Origin of the sequence: Undibacterium sp. GrIS 1.8 (assembly GCF_040544445.1) — a bacterium.
In the GTDB taxonomy this organism is placed as follows: Bacteria; Pseudomonadota; Gammaproteobacteria; order Burkholderiales; family Burkholderiaceae_D; genus Undibacterium.
The window spans coordinates 87059-110761 of record NZ_JBEONQ010000013.1 but is presented as its reverse complement, the minus strand read 5'-3'; the positions used below and the strand labels follow the sequence as shown (position 1 = coordinate 110761).

The following is a 23703-nucleotide window of genomic DNA, read 5'->3' as shown; positions in this document are numbered from 1 at the left end:
GGTGTAGCGATTCAGAACAATGCCGAGTTGGAATCCAAACTGACGGCAGTGGCGGCGACGCCGAATCAACCGGAAGTGCACTTACGTCCGAACAAACTGGTACCGTATAAAGCGGTGGCGCATGTGATGGCGGAGGCGCAACGACTGGGCGTCAATAAGATCGGTATGGTTGGTAATGAGCAGTTCTTGAAGTGATGCGTTAAAAATTGATCGAAAAATCACTTTGATGATAGCTTAAAGCTAGATCAAATAAAAAAGGCTCCAATTGGAGCCTTTTTTACGACTACTGATATGACTTTATGGCCTATCGCTAGCCTGGTAATATTATTTTGAAACTCGCTCTGCCTGTTCCGATCCAGCTTCGGGCGCGATACTGGTGATCTCTAATTTTTTGCAATGAGGACATGACTTGCCTGGCACATACCATGAGGAAAGCTGCTCTCGTGGTGTGACAACGGCTCGGCATGCGTAGCATTGTTCGGTGTCTGTCGCTTCTAACTGCGGGTTAAGTGCAGTTCTATAATCGAAGACAAAGCAGTCGCCGTGATAATGCGCGCCACCGACCTCTTCAAAATATTTCAAAATGCCACCTTCAAGCTGATAGACATTATCAAATCCTACATTTTGCATGTGAATGGCGGCTTTTTCGCAGCGAATTCCACCTGTGCAAAAGGTAACGACCGTCTTGTCGTTTAATGCATCGCGGTTTGCTTCAATCACCGCAGGGAATTCAGTAAATTTTGTAATACGATAATCAATCGTATTGTCGAAACTACCGACGTCTACTTCAAAGTCGTTGCGGGTATCAACCATTACGACGGTTTTGCCTTGATCGTCATGGCCTTGGTCTAGCCAGCGTTTAAGCGTCTGCGCATCCACCGCTGGAGCGCGACCAAGTTCTGGCTTAATCAGCGGCATGCGCATTGTGATGATTTCTGCTTTCAGCTTGATTAATAATTTGGTGAATGGCTGCGTCGCAGAGAGACTTTCTTTCGCCACAATATCGGCAAAGCGCGGATCGGTATGTAGCCATTCCATGTAGGCATCAATCTCATGGCGTAAGCCCGCCAGGAACATATTGATACCTTCTGGTGTCAATAAAACGGTACCTTTGAGCTTGAGCTCCTGGCATTTAGCGATAAATTCTGGACGTTTTTCAGCAGTATCGTTAAAGGTAATAAATTTATAAGCCGAGATGTTTACGTAAGGCAGGTCAGGCGAATTAGGACTTGCCAAGGTAGAAGTTGCAGACGACATGGAATAGTTTCAGTAAGTCATTGATTTGGCAGCATTATAAACTTTTCTGCTAGTGATTTTCCAGTTTTGCTCATTAAAACTAGAAAACCAAATCCCGATTTTGACTGCACAGAAATCGTTTTCCCTTCGCCAGCACGGTAAAATATCGGAATGACTACTGAACTAACTCTTCCCCAAGATTCAAGCCTTGCTATCGCTGCAACTGTTGACGCCGCTGCCGTGGTGGTTGCAACACCCGCTACAACATTAGCCCCAGCCTCAGCCTCATATCAAAACACTTTTCCTCAATTTGTACATTTGCGTTTGCATTCCGAATATTCGATTGTCGATGGCTTAGTGCGCATTGATGACGTGATTAAGGCGGCGGTTAAAGACAAGCAGCCTGCGTTAGCGATCACCGATTTAGCTAACTTGTTTGCGATGGTGAAGTTTTACAAAGGTGCTCGCAGTAAAGGGGTTAAGCCGATTGCAGGTTGCGATACATGGATCACGAATGATGCAGACCGGGATAAACCATCTCGCCTGTTGTTGCTGGTAAAAAATCGCAAAGGATATTTGCAGTTATGCGAGTTGTTAGCGCAAGCCTGGTTGAGCAATCAACATCGTGGCCGTGCAGAAATTCGCTTTGAATGGTTGCAGGCATTATTTGAAGCAGATCAGAAAACGGGTGAGCAACCAGGCTTAATCGTTTTATCCGGTGCTCATTTTGGCGATGTTGGTATTGCGATCGATAATGGTAATTTAGATGCAGCTGAGGCCAATGCTCAACGTTGGGCGACTATTTTCCCTAATCACTTTTATATTGAAATCCAACGTGCAGGGCAGCCGAATATGGAGGCGCATGTACGTCAAGCGCTTGCATTAGCAACTAAATTACGCTTGCCAGTCGTTGCTACTCATCCTATCCAGTTCATCAACAAAGAAGACTTTATTGCCCATGAGGCGCGTACCTGTATCGCAGAGGGCGATATGTTAGCCAATGGTCGTCGCGTGCGACGCTTTAATGATCAGCAATGCTTTAAAACGCAAGCTGAAATGGTCGAGTTATTTGCCGATCTGCCGGGGGCCTTACAGAATGCAGTTGAGATCGCCAAACGCTGTAATTTGACTTTGGAATTAGGTAAGCCAAAGTTGCCAGATTTCCCTACACCGGATGGCATGACGATTAATGATTTTTTGGTCGCAGAGGTTGAAAAAGGATTAGAGCTAAGACTGGCGCAACTTTATCCCGATGTGGAAAAGCGTGAACTACAAAGAGAGCGCTACGAATCGCGCCTTAAGTTTGAGACCGATACGATCATCAAGATGGGCTTTCCAGGTTACTTCTTGATTGTTGCTGACTTCATTCAATGGGCAAAAAATAATGGCGTACCAGTTGGCCCCGGTCGTGGATCAGGTGCTGGTTCATTGGTTGCGTATTCCTTGTTGATTACTGATCTGGATCCACTTGAATACAATTTGCTGTTCGAGCGTTTCTTGAATCCAGAACGGGTATCGATGCCCGATTTTGATATTGATTTTTGCCAAGAAGGGCGTGATCGCGTCATTCAATATGTTAAAGATCGCTATGGAAAAGAGGCGGTATCGCAGATCGCAACCTTCGGTACCATGGCCGCAAAAGGTGCAATCCGTGACGTTGGCCGCGTACTCGATTTTGGCTATATGTTTTGCGATGGTATCTCAAAATTGATTCCGTTTAAACCGGGCAAACAAGTCACTATTGCCGAGGCGATTATTGAAGAGCCAATGCTGGCCGAGCGGCAGGAAAACGAAGAAGAAGTCAAAACACTGCTCGATCTGGCACAACAAGTTGAAGGTATTACCCGCAATATTGGTATGCATGCCGGTGGTGTTTTAATCGCTCCTGGCAAGCTCACAGATTTTTGCCCTTTGTACACGCAAGGTGGCGATTCTGGTGTGGTTTCTCAATATGACAAAGATGATGTCGAAGCTGTTGGTCTAGTTAAGTTCGACTTTTTGGGTTTGACTACGCTGACGATTTTGGATCGTGCCGTTCGCTACATCAAAATGTTAGACCCAGCGATGGCCGATTTTGATCTGGCTAAATTGCCACTGAATGACAGACCGTCTTATGAGTTATTAACCAAAGCGAAAACTGTTGCCGTATTCCAGCTAGAAAGCCGTGGCATGCAAGGCATGTTAAAGGATGCGCGCCCGGATCGGTTTGAAGACATCATCGCTCTGGTCGCTTTATATCGTCCTGGTCCAATGGACCTTATCCCTGATTTTTGTAAACGTAAGCATGGTGAGAAGTTTGATTATCCTGATCCGCGTACCGAAGGCATTTTGTCCGAAACCTACGGCATCATGGTGTATCAAGAGCAGGTAATGCAGATGGCACAGGTGGTCGGTGGTTACTCACTCGGCGGCGCCGATTTGTTGCGTCGCGCGATGGGTAAAAAGAAAGCGGAAGAAATGGCGGAGCATCGTCAGATTTTCCGTGATGGTGCCGCTAAAGACGGTTTGCCGCAATCCAAAGCCGACGAGATTTTCGATTTGATGGAAAAGTTTGCCGGCTACGGATTTAACAAATCTCATGCTGCGGCTTACGCGTTGTTGTCTTATCACACGGCTTATCTCAAAGCACATCATCCTGCCGCGTTTATGGCAGCCAACTTGTCGCTGGCAATGGATGACACCGACAAGATTAAAATTTTGGTAGAAGATACGCTGGATGTCTGCAAACTGACTTTGCTGCCGCCGGATATTAACCAATCAGATTATCGCTTTATTCCTGTTGGTGAGCCGGGTAAAAAGGCAATGCAGATTCGCTACGGTCTGGGCGCCGTAAAAGGCTCAGGACAAAACGCGATTGAAAGTATTGTTGCCGCCCGCACTGCGGGCGGACCCTTTGTCAGTTTGTTTGACTTTGCCAAGCGTGTAGACAAACGCCAAGTGAATCGCCGCACGTTTGAATCATTGATACGCGCCGGTGCAATGGACAGTCTGGGCAAAGATCGTGCAGTTTTATTAGCGACCGTGCCGCTGGCGATGGAAGCTGCAGAACAGGCAGAAGCAGAGATTAACCAAGTGAGCTTATTTGGCGATCATGAAGATATGATCCCACCTCCGGAGTATGTGAAAGCGGAGCATTGGTCTGATAAGCAGCGCTTGATGGAAGAGAAATTAGCACTTGGCTTTTATCTGTCGGGTCATTTGTTTGATGCCTATGCACCGGAGGTTCGGCAGTTTATCAAAACCACTTTGTTGAAGTTAGAACCTTCACGTGATTTACGTTTGATTGGCGGTGTGATAGCTGCTTTGCGTACTCAGATGACACAACGCGGCAAGATACTAATCGTCACCTTAGACGATGGTACTGCTACCGTCGATGTAACGGTCTACAGCGAAATGCTGGACGAGTATAAAAACTTATTTAAAGAGGATGAATTCTTAGCCGTACTCGGCAAAGTATCCGAAGATAGATTCTCAGGCGGACTTAGAATCACTGCCGAAAAAATTATGGATATCGGCAGGGCGCGTGTTCAGTTTTCGCAAGGTTTACGTTTGTCATTAGATGCAGGTACTGACCTGAAGAAATTGCAAGACCTACTCAAGCCAAGTCTTAATCCAGAGGGTTGTCCAGTGTTGATACGCTATCAAAATAAAGATTCAAGTGCTGAATTATATTTATCTGATCAATGGCGCGTCAGTCCAGACGATCATTTGCGACAAAAATTAGGTGAGTGGTTATCGCCGGACAAAGTGCAGATTGAGTATGCCTGATCAATTATCTAAACTTGGTTTGGATCTGAGCAATAATCAAGTATCCCCGACGGGATCTTTTCGTTTGCTGCCGCAAGTGCCATCTCACATATTGGCCTACTTACCGTTGACTTTGTTTTTTCCAGTCGGTGTGATGTATGGCGGTGTTTTGCTGTTTTATATCGGCCTGATCGCCTCAGGTGGATTCGCGCAAAAGTGGCAGCGTATCCGCCAAAGTCCCATGTTGTGGCCGGTACTAACGCTAAGTGCTGTCAGTGTTTTGATTGCGTTGATACACGACAGACCAGATGGTGAGTTCTGGTCTGGCTTTTGGCATTATCAGACCTTTCTGTTTCTGTTTCCGTTTCTCAGTATTGGTGCCGGAATATGGCAAAAAAAAGCGCTGAAGATTTTTTTTGCTGGCGCGATTTACGCCGCTACTTTGTACTATTTAAATTTTTTACACTTATTGCCAAACAACACTTTATTCCGTAGTTATGTGGTGTACGAGGGGAATAAGTCCATCTTACTTGGCATCTTGCTGGCCATAGCTGCGGCTTGGATGTTGCACGAATTGTTCCTGAGAAAGAACCATCAGGTCATCAGAATCATCGTGCTAATTTATGTTGTGACCGCGTTGGTATTGCTGGCAAAGACCCGCACGGCAAGTTTAATTTTTGTACTGTTATGTGCATTGATGGCATGTCGTAATTTACGTTGCTCGTGGCGCAATGCGGCAGTGCTTGGATGTTTCTGCGCTGGGCTTGCCGGCGCCTGGCAATACGTACTCAGCTTGCCAACACCTAGCATTTGCGCTGTAAATGAGATGCGGCAAATCGGCCCGCTTCAGATATTGATCACTCGCGCTGAATGCACTATTCATCAAATTCATTCCTTTAGTGAGGGAAAGAATATTGGCGAAGATGGAATGCGCCTGGAGATTGATAAAATCACCACACAGATCATTATTGAGCAGCCATGGATCGGGCACGGAATCGCCAGTTGGATGCCGATTTACCAGCAGCGTGCTAAGGGCATGATGAGTGGCACAATGACGACTCCGCATAACGATTATCTGTTGTACTTTACCGAGCTTGGATTCGCAGGAGTAGTCGCGCTTTTGTATATTTGGTTTACGCAATTGCTGGTAGCGTATCGTATGCGCAGTTCGGCGTTACATCGTGAACGCGCTATGTTGCTGGCTATGTTGGTTATCACGATGATGGTTGGCGGTATGTTTAACGCCATCTTGCGCGACGGCGTATTTGGTATGGCGTTTATGATTTTACTGAGCATACCGCTGGCAGGTGTAGAACGTCGCTCTATGAATAAAGATGCAGACGTTGAAGAATATAACGATCCATCGCATATTAAAACTAATTAAAAAAACGAAAAAGGATTGTCCAATAAATATGCGCCTCCCAGCAATAAAATGCTCTGTAAGCCTTATAAGATCTGGACAATGAAAAATATAGACAATGGCATTATTTAATAAACAGACAGTACAAATTTCCCAACGCTTGTGGACTTCCATGCATGAGCATAGAAATATGTTGTGGGTAACGGCGCTTACCATGCTCTTGACGGCGTTGACCGAGGCAATGTTCCCACGGGTCTTTGGTTACTTGTTGGATCATGGTTTTAAAGGTGAGAAAACTAATCTGGCACTCTGGAAAATTCCTGCCGCCATTGTTGGTATTTTTATTTTGCGCGGACTGTGTACCTTTACCACCAGCTATCTCATGTCATGGATTGCAGCTAGTCAGTTAAACGATTTACGCGCCCAAGTTTTTGCCCGAATTTTAAATGTCCCGATTAATTTTTATCAAACAGAATCCAGCGGACGCGTGATTAATACCATCATGTTTGAGGCGCAGCAAATCGTAGAAATGGTCAAAGTATCGATCACGACTTTATTCCGTGATTCATTTACTGTCGCGGTATTGTTCATCTATTTGCTGTGGATTAATTGGAAATTGACTTTGGTTACTTTGATCCTGATTCCTGCAATGGCCTTGCTGATACGCAGGGTCAGTAAGCGACTGCGCAAGCTCAATCATGATCAGTTAGAAGTCAATGGCGAGCTGACGCAGGTCATTGAGGAAACCACTCGCGCTAGCCAGGTGATCCGTATTTTTGGTGGGCAAAAATATGAGCAACAGCGCTTCGATCTAAAGAATGAAAAGCTGCGTGGCTATGCGATGAAAACCACGATTGCGGTCGCATCAACCACGCCAATTACTCAGATTCTTGCGGCTTGTGCAGTCTCCGTAGTTGTCATGTTGGCGGTTGTGCAAAATAAAACTTCAGTGGGTAATTTCGTTGAATTTATTATGGCGATGATGCTGTTATTAGCACCCTTAAAAAGACTAGCTGATCTTAACGGCCCCTTACAACGTGGCATGGCCGCAGCAGAATCTGTGTTCTCCATGATAGACGCAGCGCCAGAAAATGATAGCCCTAGCGCCACTGCATTAACTGCCAGAGCTCAAGGCAAGCTGGAGTTTATTAACACTAGCTTTAGCTATCCAGGCCAAGAGCAAATCGCATTGAAAAATATCAATCTCAGCATCCAGCCTGGAGAGACCTTGGCCTTGGTGGGTATGTCTGGCGGTGGCAAGACCTCGCTGGTGAATTTGGTGCCGCGGTTTTATCAGGCAACTGGCGGAGATATTTTATTGGATGGCGTTTCGCTCAACCATATTTCACTCACTAGTTTGCGCGCTCAAATCGCAATGGTCAGCCAAAGTGTGGTCTTGTTTGATGATACGGTTGCTGCCAATATTGCCTATGGCGATGCGCAGCCAGACAGGGCTCGGATTGCTGCTGCTGTGACTGCGGCACATATGGATGATGTTGTGCAGGAATTGCCTGAGGGCCTGCAAACCATGATTGGTGACAACGGTAGCCGTTTATCCGGCGGTCAGCGTCAACGCTTAGCAATTGCCCGGGCGATCTATAAAGATGCGCCGATTCTGATTTTGGATGAGGCAACTTCAGCCTTGGATTCTGAGTCCGAACGCGCGGTGCAATCGGCATTGGACGAGCTGATGCAAGGCAGAACGACTTTAGTGATTGCACATCGTTTATCTACGATAGAACGCGCCAGCCGGATTGCCGTGTTAGTCGACGGTAGTATCAGCGAGATAGGGACACACGCAGAGCTGCAGGCAAAAGACGGTGTGTACGCTAATTTATATCGCCTGCAGTTCACGGCATCAGCATAAGTCTCAATATGAACGCAGAACCAATCAGCAAGGCACGCATCTTAGTCATCGCCCCAAACTGGATTGGTGATGCAGTCATGGCGCAGCCTTTGTTGCAGCTCTTAAAACAACGCTACCCACAGCATGCGATTGATGTACTGGCAGCGGCTTGGGTTGCGCCCGTATTGCGCGCCATGCCGGAAGTCGATAACGTGCTGGAGACACCGTTCAAACATGGCTCTTTGCAATTGCGTGAGCGCTGGCGCTATGCCCGACAATTACGTCAGCGAGCTTATGTTGCTGCCTATATTTTGCCGAATACCTTGAAGTTTGCTTTAATCCCCTGGCTGGCCGGTATTCCGAAACGGATCGGCTATAAAGGAGAGAGTCGCTACGGACTGATCAATGTTATGCATCATGACGATCCGCTTGCCGCGCGCGCGATGGTACCGTTTTATGCCGCATTAGCCAGTGCGCCAGCGAGTACAGTAGTCACAACGATTCCACGTCCAAGCTTGTCGGTTGCACCTGCGCAAATTGCCAAGGTGTTAGAGCAGCTTGGCTTGTTGGTAGAAAAGCCGGTGATCGCTCTCGCACCGGGGGCAGAATTTGGCAATGCAAAACGCTGGCCTACCAGCCATTTTGCACAGTTGGCAATACAGATTTTACAGATGCGGCCAGATACCCAAATCGTTTTGCTAGGTTCACCCAAAGATCAGGCGGTGTGTGAAGAAATTCGCCAGCTTTGCCCACAAGCCCATCATCTGGCAGGCAAGACCAGTCTGGATCAAGCTATTGCGCTGATCGCCAGCGCCGCTACGATCGTCAGTAATGACTCGGGCCTGCTGCATATCGCCTCGGCATTAAATCGTCCTGTGATCGCCTTATACGGGCCTACGGACCCTGACCATGCGCCGCCATTTTCAGATATCGCTTATTCACTGTCCTTGCGCTTAAGCTGCTCGCCATGTAAACAGCGTGAGTGTCCGTTAGGCCATCAAAATTGTATGCAGCAATTAAGCAGTGATAGCGTCTGGAAGATCGTAGAGCAGATAGAGCAAGCTTGATATTGCAGTCTCTGATCCCTAGCCGGGTTTATTTTCCGAACCCGGTTTGAGAGACAATCTTCGTGGTGGATAAAATAAATACTTTAGTGATGAGAACGCTGATTGCTTACTCAAGCGATCAATCAGGATTGGTATCGCAACACCGGCAAGGCAGCCAAGCAGCAAATGTACCGCTAGATTATTCACTCCCAATAATTTGCTTAGCACTATCCGCAGGCCGCTTGCCACCAGCACATGCATCAGATAAATCGTCATGGAGCATGAACCAATTAATGACAGCAAAGCTAGCCATGGTGGTAAGCCAGCCTGTGCCGTAGGTTGCGATAATTGGGCTAGAAAAACAGCAATGCTACAAATGAAGACGATAGAAATCACCGCCAGTAACAGACTCAGTAGACCTTGGTGCAGATAGGTGAAACCTAACCCTTGATGAAAGCCCCATTGTGCCGCCACAAATGCGCACCCACTTGTGGTCAGCCATAGCATAGGCCGTTTGGTGATGACTTCAGCAAGCTGTTCGGATTGTATGCCCAGTACAAAAAATACAAAGTAAGCCATAAGATAATCAATGGGGAAGGGCGCAGCAATGCTGCCGTTGCCATTCTCAATGTACAGCGCAGAAGCAATAAGCAATACCAAGGCCAAGGGACGCAACTTGGATGACGCTACATTCAACTGAAGAAAACGATGCAGTAAGGTCGCTAATATAAATACCAAAAACAGTACATATAAAAACCAAAAGTGCGCACGAGGCATCCAGAATAAAGCCAGCACTTCTGCAATACTGACTTTGCCATTCGTGTACTTAGATAAAAATACTGCGACCATGCCTTGCAGCAGAGACCAAACTACGTAAGGATAGGCAATGGTTTCCAGCTTACCAATGAGCAGATTTTTAGCGCCATATTTTTGGAATGAGGCATTAAAAAATAGACCCGATAAAAAGAAAAACAATGGCATGTGAAAGCTATAAATCACACTATCGATCAATGAGTAGGTCGTTTGATCAAAAGGGATTCCGGCATTCCAGACACCGCGGGCAACATGACCATACACCACCAGTAAAATGCCGATGGCTTTAGCATAGTCAACCCAGATAGCTCGATTTGTCATAGGTGATGTTGTCGGCAGATTTTTTATTGAATATCAGACGTCCAATCATTCTGAGGCTTACAAGCCTAAAATGCGCCAGAGGCCGCAGAATGATTGGACGTTCTAAGTTTAGAAGTTCCCTTTTATATTCTTTAGTTCAGTAAGGTGCGCCATGCGCGACGCTTCACTTAAGCAACGTCATTTCTAGCGCAAATTATTTCCTCTGCTTGATTGGTGTGCATGGCGCATCCTGCTGGCTACTAACTGGCAGAAACCTTTACATCAAAATAATATCGTACTGTTCTTGCGGGAATACGCTTTCTACTTGCAGCGATATCGGCTTACCGATGAAGTCTCCTAACATAGCTAAATGCTGCGACTCTTCTTCCAAAAACATATCGACTACGACTTGCGACGCCATCACGCGGAATTCTCGCGGGTTGAATTGTTTGGCTTCACGCAGCAGTTCGCGCAGGATTTCGTAGCAGATGGTGCGTGCAGTTTTGACTTGACCTTTGCCGCTACAGGCTGGGCAAGGTTCACACAAAATGTGTGCCAGTGATTCTCGCGTGCGTTTGCGGGTTACTTCCACTAAGCCCAAGGCCGAGAAGTTGGATACCGATAATTTGGTACGGTCGCGGGATAAGGCTTTGTTCAATTCTGCCAGTACGGCGGTTTTATGTTCCTCATTCTCCATATCAATAATATCGAGAATGATGATGCCACCCAGATTGCGTAAGCGTAGCTGGCGGGCAATTGCGTGCGCCGCTTCCAGATTGGTTTTGAAGATGGTGTCATCAAAGTTACGACCAGCGACAAAGCTCCCAGTATTGACGTCGATGGTGGTCATGGCCTCGGTCTGATCGATGATCAGATAACCACCCGATTTAAGATCGACCCGGCGTCCTAATGCACGCTGAATTTCTTCCTCTACGCCATACAAATCAAACAGTGGACGCTCGCCCGTGTAGTGCTGTAGTTTAGGTAAAACAGAGGGCGTGTAGGTGGTGCCAAATTCATGCAGCATCACGTAATTTTCACGCGAGTCAATCTGTATCGTGGCGGTTTCTTCGTTGACGAAGTCACGTAATACGCGCTGCGCCAGATTTAAATCTTGATGTAATAAGGTGGCTGGCGGTTGGGTCTTTGCCATTTGCGTAATGTTAGCCCAGGTGCGACGCAAATATTCGACGTCGGCTTTCAGATCCTGATCCGAGGCATCTTCTGCCATGGTGCGTACGATGAAGCCACCTTTTTCGCCCGGCTGCTGCAAGCTTAATACCTTGGCGCGCAGAGCTTCGCGCTCGGCTTCGTTTTCTATTCTTTGTGAAATGCCGATATGGGAATCTTGCGGCAGATATACCAGCATGCGGCCAGCGATAGAGATTTGGGTAGAGAGTCTGGCACCCTTGGTACCGATAGGATCTTTAATCACTTGTACTGTCACGGATTGACCGTCATACAGCAATTTTTCTATCGGTGTCAGCGCGTTATTGCCACTCTCTTGTGAGCGTGCATCCCAGATATCGGCGACATGTAAAAATGCGGCACGCTCTAAACCAATGTCGATAAACGCAGATTGCATACCGGGTAACACGCGGACCACTTTGCCGAGGTAAACATTGCCAACCAGACCGCGGGACAGGGTGCGTTCGATATGAAGTTCTTGCACCGCACCCTGAAAAATCAGGGCAACACGAGTTTCTTGTGGGGTGATGTTGATGAGGAGATTTTCGCTCATAATTTAATAAAATATTCGATACAATAAATAAGCAATTAGGGGATGTGAATACCAGCTTGACGTAGCAGCGTGGTGGTCTCAAATAAGGGCAGTCCCATGATGCCAGAATAACTGCCGCTGATGTGGGAAATAAAGCGCGCCGCAGCACCTTGGATGCCATACCCGCCCGCTTTGTCGTAGGGTTCTGCGGTGATGCAATAGGCCAGAATTTGTTCTTCGCTTATATCTGAAAAAGTTACTTCAGAGCGCTGTGTTATGTGCCAGTGTTCATGCCCATGCCCATGCATGCCAACTACCGCAAGGCTAGTCAACACCGCATGAGTTTGACCCGATAAAGCACGTAACATGTCGCAGGCTTCAGCCTGATCTGCGGGCTTGCCAAGAATACGGTCATGGATGACCACGGTTGTATCTGCCGCCAATACCGGACGCGGCGCTAATTTGCGCTGTTGCATGATGCTCCAGGCGACTTGGGCTTTTTCCTGGGTCACGCGTTTAACGTAATCCATGGGCAATTCGCCAGGCAAGACGATTTCAGTGACATCGGGACCGCGTGGCGCGGTATCACGTAATAAGAGCAGATCAAAATCGATACCAACCTGGCGCAGTAACTTACGACGGCGCGGACTTTTGGAGGCAAGATAGATTTTGTTGTCGGTGATGGCCATAGGGTGTCCTTTTATCTTGTCAGACCCGATGGTAAGGATGATTTTGCGTAATCGACCAGGCACGGTACAACTGCTCGGCTAATAGTACGCGCACCATGCCATGCGGCAATGTCAGGCTAGAAATGCGGATCAGCATATCGGCTTTCGCTTTAAATTCTGCATCCAGACCGTCTGCACCACCAATCACAAAAGCTACATCACCACCGGCTTGTTGCCATTGCGTGAGTTGCTGCGACAGGCCGACGCTGCTTAGATCTTTGCCGCGCTCATCGAGTGCAATGATGCGTGTATTTTTGGGGAGCACAGCTTCAATTTTAGCGCGTTCTAAGGCCATGACGGTCTCGGCGGTTTTGCTGCCGGAGCGCTCGACAGGTTTGATTTCTTTCAGCACGATACGACAATCGGCAGGCATGCGCTTGCTGTATTCGTTAAAACCCGTCTCTATCCAGGCAGGCATTTTGTGACCGACGGCGGCGATGATGAGTTGCATATAATTGATAAAAAATGGCGTGGTAATTAAACCAAAAGAAATAAAAATGAGTTTAGCTGAAAATATACTCCTAGTAAGTATATTTTAATTGTCCATAAATTCCATGGTCAATGGTGCATATTTATATAAAATAATGGGGAGTATATTCATATTCCTCAATATCACATCGTGACACAGCCAGCATCGTCAGGATGCCATGATTTTTAGCCAGCACAAAAAAATTGGCTCCTGTTATGTACAGGAGCCAATCAGGAGTCACTTAAAAGTCACTGAGTTGAGGCACTTATCAGCACCGCACTAACAAAGATTTACTCAGCAGTTTTACGGCGGGTCGTCGCTTTTTTATCAGCGGCTTTTTTAGCAGAAGCAACCGATGTTTTAGTTGACGCGACTTTTACGCGCGCACCACTTGGTGTTTTTGGAGCACGTTTTTTTGGTGCTGCATCAGTTGCTGCTGCACCGGTGGCAGTTTTACGCGTTGCTGGTTTACGTGTTGGTTTCAGTGTTGATGTAGCGGCCATATCATCCGTCGCTGCTTTGGTGGCACGCGGTTTGCGGGCTGGCTTTTTAGGCTCGTCATCCAAGGTAGTCTGACTTGCCATCATGTCGTGCGTTACTTCGACGGGTGCCGCTTTGCTACGGCTGCGTTTAGGTTTGTCTTCTTCTTCAACCGATGCCGTCGCTAGTTTGGTGCTGCGTTTTGCCGCGCCAAATTTAATTTCTTTATCGCCCCATAACTCTTCCAGACGGTAGTAAGCACGGATCGCGGGTTGCATGATGTGAACGATCAGATCGCCCAGATCGACCAGTACCCACTCACCAGTTCCTTCGCCTTCCATACTGACGACGGTGCCGCCGTTTTCTTTAACTTTGTCGCGTACCGATGCCGCTAAGGCTTTGGTCTGGCGATTTGAAGTACCTGATGCGATTACAACGCGATCGAACAGGCTGGTCAGATGCATCGTGTCGAATAGTTGAATGTCTTGTGCCTTGACGTCTTCCAGAGCGTCAATGACGAGGGCTTGTAGTTTTTTGATATCCATTATTTTTTCGTATTTTCGTATAAATGATGTTGTTGTATGTAGTCTAGCACCTTAATTGGGACTAACCTCGGAACCAACCGCGAGACTAACCCCGAGACCAAGGTGCTTGCTGCGCCACGCTCCAGTTCTTCTCGAATCTGGGTAGCTGAAATATCCACTTGCAGATCATCTGCCAGATAGGTCAGCCCAGCGGGGGTGGTGCGAATCTGTTCGGGTGTCGCCGCTGCTTGCCTGAACTTGCTTAGTACTTGATTGACTACTTGATTAACTTGCTGTGTTTCTGTATCGGTATTTATATCTGTATCTTTCTGCTGTGCTTCCTTTGCTGCTGCCTGTGGCAAGTTTGTTTGATCCAGTTGGAAGCCGGGTCGTGAGGCCGCGCAGATATGCGCCAGATCAAACAAGTATTGCCATTGGTGCCAGCTAGACAAATTCTGCAACTGGTCGGCACCGATTAAAAAAACGATTGAAGTAGTATCACCGTACTCTGCGCGCAAATGCCGCAAGGTATCGATGGTGTAATTAGTTTGCTGTCGTTCTGCCGCTAGGATTTCCTGACGATCAATCACCACCGGACAATTAACTTGGTCTGCAAACGCCAGTTCCAACATCGCACATCGCTGCGCGGCATTGGCAGTTAAGCCATTTTTTTGCCAGGGATTTCCGGTTGGGATAATCCTTAACTCTTGTGGCTGTAATAAATCCACGAAACGTCGGGCCAGTGCCACATGCCCAAGATGCACCGGATCAAAACTACCGCCCAATACCACAACACATTTCACGTGAGTCTGTTCACTGAGCATATCCGATGAATCTGGGGCTGAATCCAAATTCACATTCATTTAAACCCAGTCCCTATGCGGCAAAAAGTCTCTTACCAGCGCGGCTTCAGGACTGTTGTCTTCTGGTTGCCAGTCGTAACGCCATTTGACGATCGGTGGCATGGACATCAGTATCGATTCAGTACGGCCACCCGATTGCAGTCCAAATAGAGTGCCGCGATCAAACACCAGGTTAAATTCGACATAGCGACCACGGCGGTAAGCCTGAAAGTCACGCTCGCGTTCACCATAGGACATATCCTTGCGCTTTTCAAGGATGGCGCTATACGCGGGCACGAAGGCGTTACCTACCTCTTGTGTCATCGCAAAGCTGCTGGCGAAATCAAGCTGGTTAAAATCATCAAAGAAAATACCACCGACGCCGCGTGCTTCTTTGCGATGCTTGAGGTAAAAGTACTCGTCACACCAATTCTTAAAACGCGGATGCAAGTCAGCGCCAAACGGACTTACAGCATTTTTGCAGCTTTGGTGAAAATGCTGTGCATCTTCGATAAAACCATAATACGGCGTTAAATCCATGCCGCCGCCAAACCACCAGACGTCAGGCTGACCTTCGGCATAAGTGGTAAAAAAGCGCACGTTCATATGTACCGTCGGTGCATAAGGATTACGCGGATGCATGACCAAGGACACGCCCATCGCTTCCCATCTACGACCTGCCAGTTCTGGCCGGTGCGCTGCCGCAGAGGGCGGTAAATTGCTACCCATTACATGTGAGAAATTCACCCCGCCGCGCTCAAAGACATCGCCTTCTTCAATCACGCGTGAGATACCGCCGCCACCTTCTGGTCTGTCCCAGCTATCAGTCATGAACTGCTTGCCATCAATCTGCTGCATTGCTGCCACGATACGTGTTTGCAGATCAAGCAGATAAGTTTTTACGGCGCTGGAATCAGTCATGCGTTTGGTTTATCTCGTGATTAATGTTTTTTATTCATAGCGCGCCAGCCGATATCACGACGATATTGTGCGCCATTGAAATGAATTTTTTCGACTACTTCATAAGCATGTTTTTGCGCTAGCTTGACCGTATCACCCAAACCAACGACGCAGAGAACGCGGCCACCTGTCGCTGTCAGCTTGCCATCGGCCAACGCAGTTCCCGCATGAAAAGTTACACTCTCTGGCGTCTCTGGAGGTATACCTGTAATCACATCACCTTTACGCGGTGCGTCTGGATAGCCTGCCGCTGCCATTACCACGCCCATTGCCGTGCGTCTGTCCCATTCCAGTTCTACTGTATCTAGTGTGCCGTTGACCGCGTGCTCCATGACATGCACCAGATCGGTTTTCAGTCGCGCCATAATTGGCTGCGTTTCAGGATCACCCATGCGACAGTTAAATTCCAGTGTCTTAGGATTGCCGTGATCATCAATCATCAAACCTGCATAAAGAAAGCCAGTGAAAACAATGCCGTCTTTAGCCATGCCTTGTACTGTCGGGACAATGATCTCGCGCATGACACGGGCGTGCAATTGCGGTGTCACGATAGGCGCAGGGGAGTACGCACCCATGCCGCCAGTATTCGGCCCTTCATCATTGTCCAGTAAACGTTTGTGATCCTGACTCGTCGCTAATGGCAAAATATTTTTGCCATCAACCATCACGATGAAACTCGCTTCTTCTCCCGCCAAAAATTCTTCAATCACGACACGGGCGCCAGCGTCGCCTAGTTTGTTGTCGGACAACATCATGTCGACAGCACCATGCGCTTCTTCCAGACTCATCGCGACGACGACGCCTTTACCAGCAGACAGTCCGTCGGCTTTGATGACGATTGGCGCACCTTTTTGTGCGATATATTCATGCGCCGCAGCCAGGTCAGAAAAGGTTTTGTATTCTGCAGTCGGGATGGCATGACGTTGCATAAAGGATTTTGCAAAATCCTTAGAGCTTTCCAATTGTGCTGCTTCTTTACTCGGGCCAAAAATCTTTAGACCGCGTTCACGGAATACATTGACGATACCTGCTGCCAACGGCACTTCCGGACCAACTACGGTCAAACTGATTTGCTCTTTTTCGACAAAATCAGCCAAGGCAACGGAATCGGTTAAAGCGATATTTTTCAGGCGGGAATCCTGCACTGTCCCGCCATTACCCGGAGCGACAAAGATTGTTTGCACACGCTCGGATTGGGCGAGTTTCCACGCCAATGCATGTTCACGACCACCTGAGCCTACGACGAGAATTTTCATATCAGTTTTCTATTTAATATTCTGGATTGAATCCAGAATTAGTTTTCGAACTTAGTCTTCAAAGCTATTTTTCGAAATTACTCTTCAATAATGGCATTGGTGAACACTTCTTGCACATCATCCAGATTTTCTAACGCATCCAATAATTTTTGCATTTTGATCGCGTCATCGCCAGCAAAAATGGTCTCTGTGCCCGGCTTCATAATCACCTCTGCGACCTCGGGTACAAAGCCTGATTTTTCTAAACTATCTTTAATGCCGGACATATCGTAAGGCTGGCACAACACTTCAATACCGCCTTCGTCATCGGTCATCACATCATCCGCACCAGCTTCTAAAGCGGCTTCCATCAAAGCATCTTCATTAGTGCCAGGTGCAAATAACATTTGTCCACAATGCGTGAATAAAAATGCGACCGAACCTTCAGTTCCCATGTTGCCGCCAAATTTACTGAAAGCATGGCGTACTTCAGCTACGGTACGTACTTTGTTATCGGTCATACAGTCAACAATGATCGCTGCACCCCCAATGCCATAGCCCTCGTACCGGATTTCTTCGTAATTTGCGCCTTCCAATGTGCCGCTGCCGCGTTGAATCGCGCGCGTGACATTCTCTTTCGGCATATTGGCATCAGCTGCTTTGTCTACCGCGAGACGTAAGCGTGGGTTGGAGGCGATGTCTTCGCCGCCCATGCGCGATGCAACCGTAATTTCTTTGATTAAGCGCGTCCAGACTTTGCCGCGTTTTGCGTCAGTGGCCGCTTTTTTGTGCTTAATATTGGCCCATTTACTATGTCCTGCCATGATTGCTCTCTCTTGAATTGGCAATTGTTTACCAAATGCTGAGAAAATTCGCTCAGCTGTGGTTCTATAATGAAGTCCGGCATTTTAACATAGTGATTTTATTCAAATCCCCCTATAGAACGACCTAAATCATGTCCAAACCACTGCTGATCGCAAAAACATCGTCGCAAGAGCTGTATTTATTGTCTGATTGGGCGAATCGCCACGGCTGTATTACCGGTGCCACGGGTACTGGCAAGACGGTGACCTTGCAAGTAATGGCACAGGCCTTTTCCAGTATTGGCGTACCTGTGTTCATGGCAGACGTTAAAGGGGATCTGTCCGGCATGGCAAATCCCGGTCAAATCAGTCCGAAGATGCAGCAACGGTGTGAACAGATCGGCGCTGATATCCCAGTCTGGCAAGCATGTCCTGTCACTTTTTGGGATGTGTTTGGTAAACAAGGGCATCCAGTGCGCGCCACAATTTCTGATCTGGGGCCGCTGATGCTGGGACGCATGCTGAATCTGAACGAAACCCAAGAAGGCGTATTACAACTCGCCTTTAAAATTGCTGACGACAATGGCTTGTTGCTGCTCGATACCAAAAACCTGCGCGCAATGTTGCAGCATCTGGGCGATAACGCCAGCGAGTTTCAGACCGAATACGGCAATATTTCTGCTGCCAGCATAGGTGCGATACAACGCGGCTTACTGGCGATTTCTGAGCAGGGCGGTGAGCAATTCTTTGGCGAACCGATGTTGAATCTGGACGATATGCTGCAAACCGATGCCAGCGGTAAAGGCATTATTAATATTCTGGCGGCGGACCAATTACTTCAATCACCGCGTTTGTATTCGACTTTCTTGCTATGGATGCTATCTGAGTTGTATGAACATTTGCCAGAAGTCGGGGATTTGGATCAGCCAAAGATGGTGTTCTTTTTCGATGAAGCACATTTACTGTTCGACGAAGCTCCCAAAGTTTTACTGCAAAAAATTGAGCAGGTCGTACGCTTAATTCGCTCTAAAGGTGTCGGCGTGTATTTTGTCACGCAAAATCCGCTCGATATTCCCGATACGGTGTTAGGACAACTCGGCAATCGCGTCCAGCAGGCTTTACGCGCATATACTCCACGCGATCAGAAAGCAGTGCAGGCAGCGGCAGAAACTTTCCGTCCTAATCCTGATTTGAATACCGCGCAAGTCATCGGTGAACTCGGTGTTGGCGAGGCGCTGATTTCTTTCCTTGATGAAAAAGGTAGACCGAATATCGTACAGCGTGGATTTGTATTGCCGCCAGCGTCCCAGATCGGTCCCATTTCGGTAGAAGAGCGTCAACAGATCATCGCTAGTTCGATTGTTGCAGGCGTATATGAAAAGACCATAGACCGTGATTCTGCTTATGAAAAACTCAAAGGCAGAGTCGCCAATACTCAAGCGCAGAGTGCACCATCCTCTGGTAATTCTGGCGGTATGAGTGATGGCTGGGGCAACTCTGGCGGCAATGTTGGTACCAGTGCGTCAACTCGCCCGACGCAAGATTCTGCACCAGGTATACCTTCACAAAGACAAGCGCCAACTCAGCAGCAGCCCCAAGAAGAGGGCGGCATTGGAGACACGCTGAAAAGCGTGTTTGGTAATTTGCTGGGAGGTAGCAGTGGAATACGCCGTCGTGATAACGTCGCAGAGACGATGGTCAAATCAGCCGTGCGGACGATAGGATCACAGGTCGGGCGTGAGATTATTCGCGGTGTGTTGGGTTCTATTTTGAAGAAAAAATAAATAAACTTTGATGATATCGTACTGCTGAATTTTGAATGTTCGATATCTAGCAATTAGTCATCGAAAAAACCGTATTGAAGTTAGTATTTCAATACGGCTTTTCTTTATGCAGCGTTCAAAATCGCAGCATGAAACCGCAAATGATCTTCAATAAAACTAGTGATGAAGTAGTAGCCATGGTCATAGCCTGCATGACGTCGCAGGGTTAATGGCTGGTTTGCCATTTTGCACGCCATTTCAAACTCTTCTGGCAGTAATTGCTCGGCCAAAAATTTGTCACTTAAGCCCTGATCAATCAATATGCCATTTGGAAACGGCGTATCAGTATTCGCCATCAAGATCGATGCATCGTAATCCAGCCAGTGACTTTGATCCGATCCTAAATAACCGCGAAATGCTTTTTGACCCCACGGACATTTAGTCGGCGCTGCTATCGGTGCAAAGGCAGAGACCGAGCGGTAGATGTCACGGTTGCGCAAGGCTAGCGTCAGCGCACCGTGACCGCCCATGGAGTGACCAAAGATGCCGATACGATCTTCACGTGCAGTAAAATTGTTCAGTACTTTTTGGCGTAACTCATGTACTACGTAAGAATACATGCGGTAATGTTTTTCCCACGGTAGTTCTATGGCATCCAGATAAAATCCTGCTGCTAAACCAAAATCCCAGCTTTCGCTTTCGCCTGGCACATCCGCTCCGCGCGGGCTGGTATCTGGTGCGACTAACATGATGCCGAGTTCCGCCGCCAGTCTTTGCGCACCAGCTTTGATCATGAAGGTTTCTTCATTACAGGTCAGTCCTGCCAGATAGAACAAGACAGGGACTGCGCGCTGTTTGGCTTGCGGTGGCTGGAATACCGAAAACCGCATAGGCAATCCGATCTCACTCGACTCATGTCGATAAAAACCTTGCACGCCACCGTAGCAGGCGTGCTCGCTGATTGTTTCTAATGCGGTCGCGGTCATCTTGACTCCTGTTTCAGTTCACTTAAATTAGTTAGCTCAGAATTCAACAACGGAGCGAATCGACTCTCCGCTCTTCATTAAGTCAAAGCCTTCGTTGATGCGTTCTAATGGCAGTTTGTGCGTGATCAGATCATCGATGTTGAGCTTGCCTTCCATGTACCAGTCTACGATTTTTGGTACGTCGGTGCGGCCACGGGCACCACCGAAAGCCGAGCCTTTCCAGACCCGGCCAGTGACCAGCTGGAATGGGCGTGTACTGATTTCTTGTCCCGCTGCGGCAACGCCGATGATGATCGATTGACCCCAGCCCTTGTGACTGGATTCCAGTGACTGACGCATCGTCGTGGTGTTGCCAATACATTCGAAGCTATAGTCTGAGCCGCCATCGGTCAGGCCGATAATTGCATCCACGACGTTACCGACTTCGGTCGGATTGACGAAGTGTGTCATACCGAATTTGCGCGCCATGGCTTCACGAGCCGGATTGATATCAACGCCAATAATTTTATTTGCTCCCACCATGCGCGCCGCCTGAATCACGTTGAGTCCGATGCCGCCGAGACCAAACACGACCACGTTGGCACCCGCTTCGACTTTAGCCGTGAACAACACAGCGCCGACGCCGGTAGTGACGCCGCAACCGATGTAGCAGACTTTGTCGAAAGGCGCATCTTCACGAATTTTTGCGAGAGCGATTTCTGGCACTACGATGTAATTGGAGAAAGTCGATGTACCCATGTAGTGATATAGCGGCTTGCCATCTAATGAGAAACGGCTAGTCGCATCTGGCATCAGACCGCGACCTTGGGTGCTGCGGATTGCCTGACAGAGATTGGTTTTTTGTGAGAGGCAAAATTTACATTCACGGCACTCAGGCGTATAGAGCGGGATCACATGATCATCTTTTTTCAAACTCTTAACGCCGGGGCCGACATCGACCACGACGCCTGCGCCTTCATGCCCAAGAATCGCCGGGAAAATACCTTCAGGATCAGCGCCAGACAAGGTGTAGTAATCGGTGTGGCAAATGCCAGTGGCTTTGATTTCGACTAAGACTTCACCGGCTCTGGGGCCGCCCAGTTCAACTTCTTCAATCGTCAGTGGTTTGCCGGCTTGCCATGCGACTGCTGCTTTGGTTTTCATGTCTGTCCTTTGTCGTGATAGGAGGTAGGGTGAACTGTAATAAGTAGAACTGTAATGTGTAAACCCGTAATGGGTAGATCCGTAATGTATAGATTCGTAATAAATGACTAAAAGCTGACAGCAATTTTTAGCCGAGAATACTAGACAAGCTAGTAGCTACCGCGACGAGCAAAGCGAGCTCAGCACCGGTAAAAATATTCTGTGTAAATGCTTCTGAATCGATAATCCCTAACACGCGACCATCTACTGCCAGGATCGGCAAGCAAGCTTCTGCCTGCACTTTTGGATCGCAGGTGTAATACTCGCCGCCGGTTGCAAGATAGGCGCTGACGTTATTGATAATCCGCCCCTTACCGCTGATGCCGACGGTGCTGTTATTACTGTTAGCAGCAAATTCAGGTGTGAGCGGAAATTCGGCACGCGACGCGGCGCCAAAGTAGGCTAGTTTGACCAGCACGGAATTACCATCTGACCCTGTAGGTGTTTGATCGATTTTTTTATACACGCCAAACCACTGGCTACCGCTGTGTTGCTGATAAAACTTGACCAGCGCGGTCACTCGTTGCAAGAGCCGCAGATTGTCAGACGTTTGTCCGCCCAAGCTGGCGGCGAGATCGTAGGGCGTGGCGGATAGCTGATCAAACAAAGAGCATGATCCGCCTTCGCCCAATTCTGGCACTTGATATTGCCATTGGACTTGCGTGTCTTTTTCAGTGGATCTGATGAACTGCTGCAGTTGTTCTTGGTAGCTGGAAACTTGCGTCGCAAAATCAAGCGGTAATTGTGCTTGATCGATGCCGCTGTGTGCCATAAAAAATGCGATTGACATTGGTCTGCCCGAGGTTCTGAAAAGTACCTGAGTTTATCAGATGTCTCATATCAATGTGGCATAGGACGGAACGCTGAAAAAGCCCGGCAGTGCAGCGCCCGGCGCCCACTTTTCCAGCAGTTTAGCAATCTATTTCTTTGGCTTTTTTTCTTGTGCAATTTCTTGAATCGCTTCGGCAAATTCTGATACGTCTTCAAAACTTTTATACACCGAGGCAAATCGGATGTAGGCGACTTTGTCCAGACGTTTTAGTTCGCGCATAACCAGTTCACCGACGTGGCCAGAAACGACTTCTCGCTCACCGCTGGCCAGGAGTTTTTCTTCTATGCGCTGGATGGCATTGTCCACCGCTTCTGCCGATACGGGACGCTTGCGCAAGGCTAGCATCAGGCTGCCGCGTAGTTTGGCGGTTTCAAATTCGGTTCTACTGCCATTCTTTTTGACGATGACAGGCATCGCCAGTTCGATCCGCTCATACGTTGTGAAGCGTTTATCGCAATTGGCGCAACGGCGGCGGCGGCGGATGGTATTGCCGTCATCCGGCACGCGGGTGTCGATTACTTGCGTGTCATCGTGGTGACAGAACGGACATTTCATACTGACTCCAAGTCGGGAAGAAAATGCAGCGTAGAGTGCATACTCCCCATTATTTTTATAGAAAATGCCTGATTGTCCAGTCTTTCTATGGACGATTAAAATATACAGGTAGATAGTATATTTATTCTTATTGTATTACTTATGAGCTGAATTTGGCAAAACGGGCACAAAAACTACCAGTTATTACAACAACGCCACTCGGTCTGAGTGGCGTTGGTTTTACTGCGATCCGTATTTACACTATCGCTAATATTTTACGGTGGATTACTTATGCTG

20 protein-coding genes are annotated in these 23703 nt (G+C 47.9%); 6 read left to right on the top strand and 14 right to left on the bottom strand.

Annotated features, from left to right (window positions below; all coding sequences use genetic code 11):
- Positions 1 to 195 (top strand): ExbD/TolR family protein (locus AAKU64_RS08475; protein WP_354362005.1); only part of this gene is annotated, 195 nt, incomplete at its 5' end.
- 129 nt (positions 196 to 324) lie between these two features.
- Here AAKU64_RS08475 and AAKU64_RS08470 read toward each other — a convergent pair.
- Positions 325 to 1257, bottom strand: coding sequence for a sulfurtransferase (locus AAKU64_RS08470; RefSeq protein ID WP_354334357.1), 933 nt, complete (start codon positions 1255 to 1257; stop codon positions 325 to 327).
- Between the two features lie 150 nt (positions 1258 to 1407).
- Between AAKU64_RS08470 and dnaE the strand changes: the two genes are divergently transcribed.
- From dnaE to waaF, 4 genes are all read left to right on the top strand, one after another.
- Positions 1408 to 5004 carry a DNA polymerase III subunit alpha gene (gene dnaE, locus AAKU64_RS08465; RefSeq protein WP_354334355.1) on the top strand — a complete coding sequence of 1199 codons (3597 nt, stop codon included), beginning with the start codon at positions 1408 to 1410 and terminating at the stop codon, positions 5002 to 5004.
- Positions 4997 to 6367 carry an O-antigen ligase family protein gene (locus AAKU64_RS08460; protein ID WP_354334353.1) on the top strand — a complete coding sequence of 457 codons (1371 nt, stop codon included), beginning with the start codon at positions 4997 to 4999 and terminating at the stop codon, positions 6365 to 6367. The genes dnaE and AAKU64_RS08460 overlap by 8 nt, the downstream gene beginning before the upstream one ends.
- Positions 6368 to 6461: 94 nt before the next feature.
- A complete protein-coding gene (msbA, locus tag AAKU64_RS08455) occupies positions 6462 to 8210 on the top strand; it encodes a lipid A export permease/ATP-binding protein MsbA (RefSeq protein WP_354334351.1) in 1749 nt (582 codons plus the stop codon).
- 8 nt (positions 8211 to 8218) lie between these two features.
- A complete protein-coding gene (gene waaF / locus AAKU64_RS08450) occupies positions 8219 to 9256 on the top strand; it encodes a lipopolysaccharide heptosyltransferase II (protein ID WP_354334350.1) in 1038 nt (345 codons plus the stop codon).
- Between the two features lie 18 nt (positions 9257 to 9274).
- Here the strand turns inward: waaF and AAKU64_RS08445 are convergent, their stop codons facing one another.
- From AAKU64_RS08445 to AAKU64_RS08405, 9 genes are all read right to left on the bottom strand, one after another.
- A complete protein-coding gene (locus AAKU64_RS08445) occupies positions 9275 to 10369 on the bottom strand; it encodes an acyltransferase family protein (RefSeq protein ID WP_354334348.1) in 1095 nt (364 codons plus the stop codon).
- 256 nt (positions 10370 to 10625) lie between these two features.
- A complete protein-coding gene (rng, locus tag AAKU64_RS08440; RefSeq protein ID WP_354334346.1) occupies positions 10626 to 12089 on the bottom strand; it encodes a ribonuclease G in 1464 nt (487 codons plus the stop codon).
- Between the two features lie 35 nt (positions 12090 to 12124).
- The gene (locus AAKU64_RS08435) at positions 12125 to 12757 is read right to left on the bottom strand and encodes a Maf family protein (RefSeq protein ID WP_354334344.1); all 633 of its coding nucleotides are present in this window, start codon (positions 12755 to 12757) and stop codon (positions 12125 to 12127) included.
- A gap of 19 nt (positions 12758 to 12776) precedes the next feature.
- The gene (gene rlmH, locus AAKU64_RS08430) at positions 12777 to 13247 is read right to left on the bottom strand and encodes a 23S rRNA (pseudouridine(1915)-N(3))-methyltransferase RlmH (protein ID WP_322119912.1); all 471 of its coding nucleotides are present in this window, start codon (positions 13245 to 13247) and stop codon (positions 12777 to 12779) included.
- 308 nt (positions 13248 to 13555) lie between these two features.
- On the bottom strand, positions 13556 to 14290 hold the full coding sequence (gene rsfS / locus AAKU64_RS08425; protein WP_354334342.1) for a ribosome silencing factor: 735 nt from the start codon (positions 14288 to 14290) through the stop codon (positions 13556 to 13558).
- Positions 14290 to 15093, bottom strand: a complete 804-nt coding sequence (gene nadD / locus AAKU64_RS08420) for a nicotinate (nicotinamide) nucleotide adenylyltransferase (RefSeq protein ID WP_354334363.1) — start codon at positions 15091 to 15093, stop codon at positions 14290 to 14292. Before nadD ends, rsfS begins: the two co-directional genes overlap by 1 nt.
- 39 nt (positions 15094 to 15132) lie before the next feature.
- On the bottom strand, positions 15133 to 16032 hold the full coding sequence (hemF, locus tag AAKU64_RS08415) for an oxygen-dependent coproporphyrinogen oxidase (protein WP_354334340.1): 900 nt from the start codon (positions 16030 to 16032) through the stop codon (positions 15133 to 15135).
- Positions 16033 to 16052: 20 nt separating this feature from the next.
- Positions 16053 to 17327 carry a phosphoribosylamine--glycine ligase gene (gene purD, locus AAKU64_RS08410; protein ID WP_354334338.1) on the bottom strand — a complete coding sequence of 425 codons (1275 nt, stop codon included), beginning with the start codon at positions 17325 to 17327 and terminating at the stop codon, positions 16053 to 16055.
- Between the two features lie 77 nt (positions 17328 to 17404).
- Positions 17405 to 18130 carry a YebC/PmpR family DNA-binding transcriptional regulator gene (locus tag AAKU64_RS08405; RefSeq protein ID WP_354334336.1) on the bottom strand — a complete coding sequence of 242 codons (726 nt, stop codon included), beginning with the start codon at positions 18128 to 18130 and terminating at the stop codon, positions 17405 to 17407.
- A gap of 131 nt (positions 18131 to 18261) precedes the next feature.
- Here AAKU64_RS08405 and AAKU64_RS08400 point away from each other — a divergent pair, with 131 nt between their 5' ends.
- Positions 18262 to 19893 carry a helicase HerA-like C-terminal domain-containing protein gene (locus tag AAKU64_RS08400; RefSeq protein ID WP_354362004.1) on the top strand — a complete coding sequence of 544 codons (1632 nt, stop codon included), beginning with the start codon at positions 18262 to 18264 and terminating at the stop codon, positions 19891 to 19893.
- 104 nt (positions 19894 to 19997) lie between these two features.
- Here AAKU64_RS08400 and fghA read toward each other — a convergent pair whose 3' ends face one another.
- The 4 genes from fghA to nrdR all read right to left on the bottom strand — a co-directional run bounded on the left by fghA (position 19998) and on the right by nrdR (position 23427).
- Positions 19998 to 20858, bottom strand: a complete 861-nt coding sequence (gene fghA / locus AAKU64_RS08395; RefSeq protein WP_354334332.1) for an S-formylglutathione hydrolase — start codon at positions 20856 to 20858, stop codon at positions 19998 to 20000.
- 36 nt (positions 20859 to 20894) lie between these two features.
- Positions 20895 to 22001, bottom strand: a complete 1107-nt coding sequence (locus AAKU64_RS08390) for an S-(hydroxymethyl)glutathione dehydrogenase/class III alcohol dehydrogenase (protein WP_354334331.1) — start codon at positions 21999 to 22001, stop codon at positions 20895 to 20897.
- 127 nt (positions 22002 to 22128) lie between these two features.
- Positions 22129 to 22830 carry a GAF domain-containing protein gene (locus tag AAKU64_RS08385; RefSeq protein WP_354334329.1) on the bottom strand — a complete coding sequence of 234 codons (702 nt, stop codon included), beginning with the start codon at positions 22828 to 22830 and terminating at the stop codon, positions 22129 to 22131.
- A gap of 129 nt (positions 22831 to 22959) precedes the next feature.
- Entirely contained in the window at positions 22960 to 23427 is a 468-nt protein-coding gene (nrdR, locus tag AAKU64_RS08380; RefSeq protein WP_322119903.1) for a transcriptional regulator NrdR, read from the bottom strand.
- Positions 23428 to 23703 lie beyond the last annotated feature (276 nt).

What these genes read in the sequence shown, in the direction of transcription:
- rng (WP_354334346.1), bottom strand. Translation starts at nt 12,089, where the DNA reads ATGAGCGAAAATCTCCTCATCAACATCACCCCACAAGAAACTCGTGTT.
- AAKU64_RS08435 (WP_354334344.1), bottom strand. Translation starts at nt 12,757, where the DNA reads ATGGCCATCACCGACAACAAAATCTATCTTGCCTCCAAAAGTCCGCGC.
- AAKU64_RS08385 (WP_354334329.1), bottom strand. Translation starts at nt 22,830, where the DNA reads ATGTCAATCGCATTTTTTATGGCACACAGCGGCATCGATCAAGCACAA.
- AAKU64_RS08460 (WP_354334353.1), top strand. Translation starts at nt 4,997, where the DNA reads ATGCCTGATCAATTATCTAAACTTGGTTTGGATCTGAGCAATAATCAA.
- nadD (WP_354334363.1), bottom strand. Translation starts at nt 15,093, where the DNA reads ATGCTCAGTGAACAGACTCACGTGAAATGTGTTGTGGTATTGGGCGGT.
- AAKU64_RS08445 (WP_354334348.1), bottom strand. Translation starts at nt 10,369, where the DNA reads ATGACAAATCGAGCTATCTGGGTTGACTATGCTAAAGCCATCGGCATT.
- purD (WP_354334338.1), bottom strand. Translation starts at nt 17,327, where the DNA reads ATGAAAATTCTCGTCGTAGGCTCAGGTGGTCGTGAACATGCATTGGCG.
- rsfS (WP_354334342.1), bottom strand. Translation starts at nt 14,290, where the DNA reads ATGGATATCAAAAAACTACAAGCCCTCGTCATTGACGCTCTGGAAGAC.
- rlmH (WP_322119912.1), bottom strand. Translation starts at nt 13,247, where the DNA reads ATGCAACTCATCATCGCCGCCGTCGGTCACAAAATGCCTGCCTGGATA.
- hemF (WP_354334340.1), bottom strand. Translation starts at nt 16,032, where the DNA reads ATGACTGATTCCAGCGCCGTAAAAACTTATCTGCTTGATCTGCAAACA.
- AAKU64_RS08390 (WP_354334331.1), bottom strand. Translation starts at nt 22,001, where the DNA reads ATGAAAACCAAAGCAGCAGTCGCATGGCAAGCCGGCAAACCACTGACG.
- dnaE (WP_354334355.1), top strand. Translation starts at nt 1,408, where the DNA reads ATGACTACTGAACTAACTCTTCCCCAAGATTCAAGCCTTGCTATCGCT.
- waaF (WP_354334350.1), top strand. Translation starts at nt 8,219, where the DNA reads ATGAACGCAGAACCAATCAGCAAGGCACGCATCTTAGTCATCGCCCCA.
- AAKU64_RS08400 (WP_354362004.1), top strand. Translation starts at nt 18,262, where the DNA reads ATGTCCAAACCACTGCTGATCGCAAAAACATCGTCGCAAGAGCTGTAT.
- msbA (WP_354334351.1), top strand. Translation starts at nt 6,462, where the DNA reads ATGGCATTATTTAATAAACAGACAGTACAAATTTCCCAACGCTTGTGG.
- nrdR (WP_322119903.1), bottom strand. Translation starts at nt 23,427, where the DNA reads ATGAAATGTCCGTTCTGTCACCACGATGACACGCAAGTAATCGACACC.
- fghA (WP_354334332.1), bottom strand. Translation starts at nt 20,858, where the DNA reads ATGACCGCGACCGCATTAGAAACAATCAGCGAGCACGCCTGCTACGGT.
- AAKU64_RS08405 (WP_354334336.1), bottom strand. Translation starts at nt 18,130, where the DNA reads ATGGCAGGACATAGTAAATGGGCCAATATTAAGCACAAAAAAGCGGCC.
- AAKU64_RS08470 (WP_354334357.1), bottom strand. Translation starts at nt 1,257, where the DNA reads ATGTCGTCTGCAACTTCTACCTTGGCAAGTCCTAATTCGCCTGACCTG.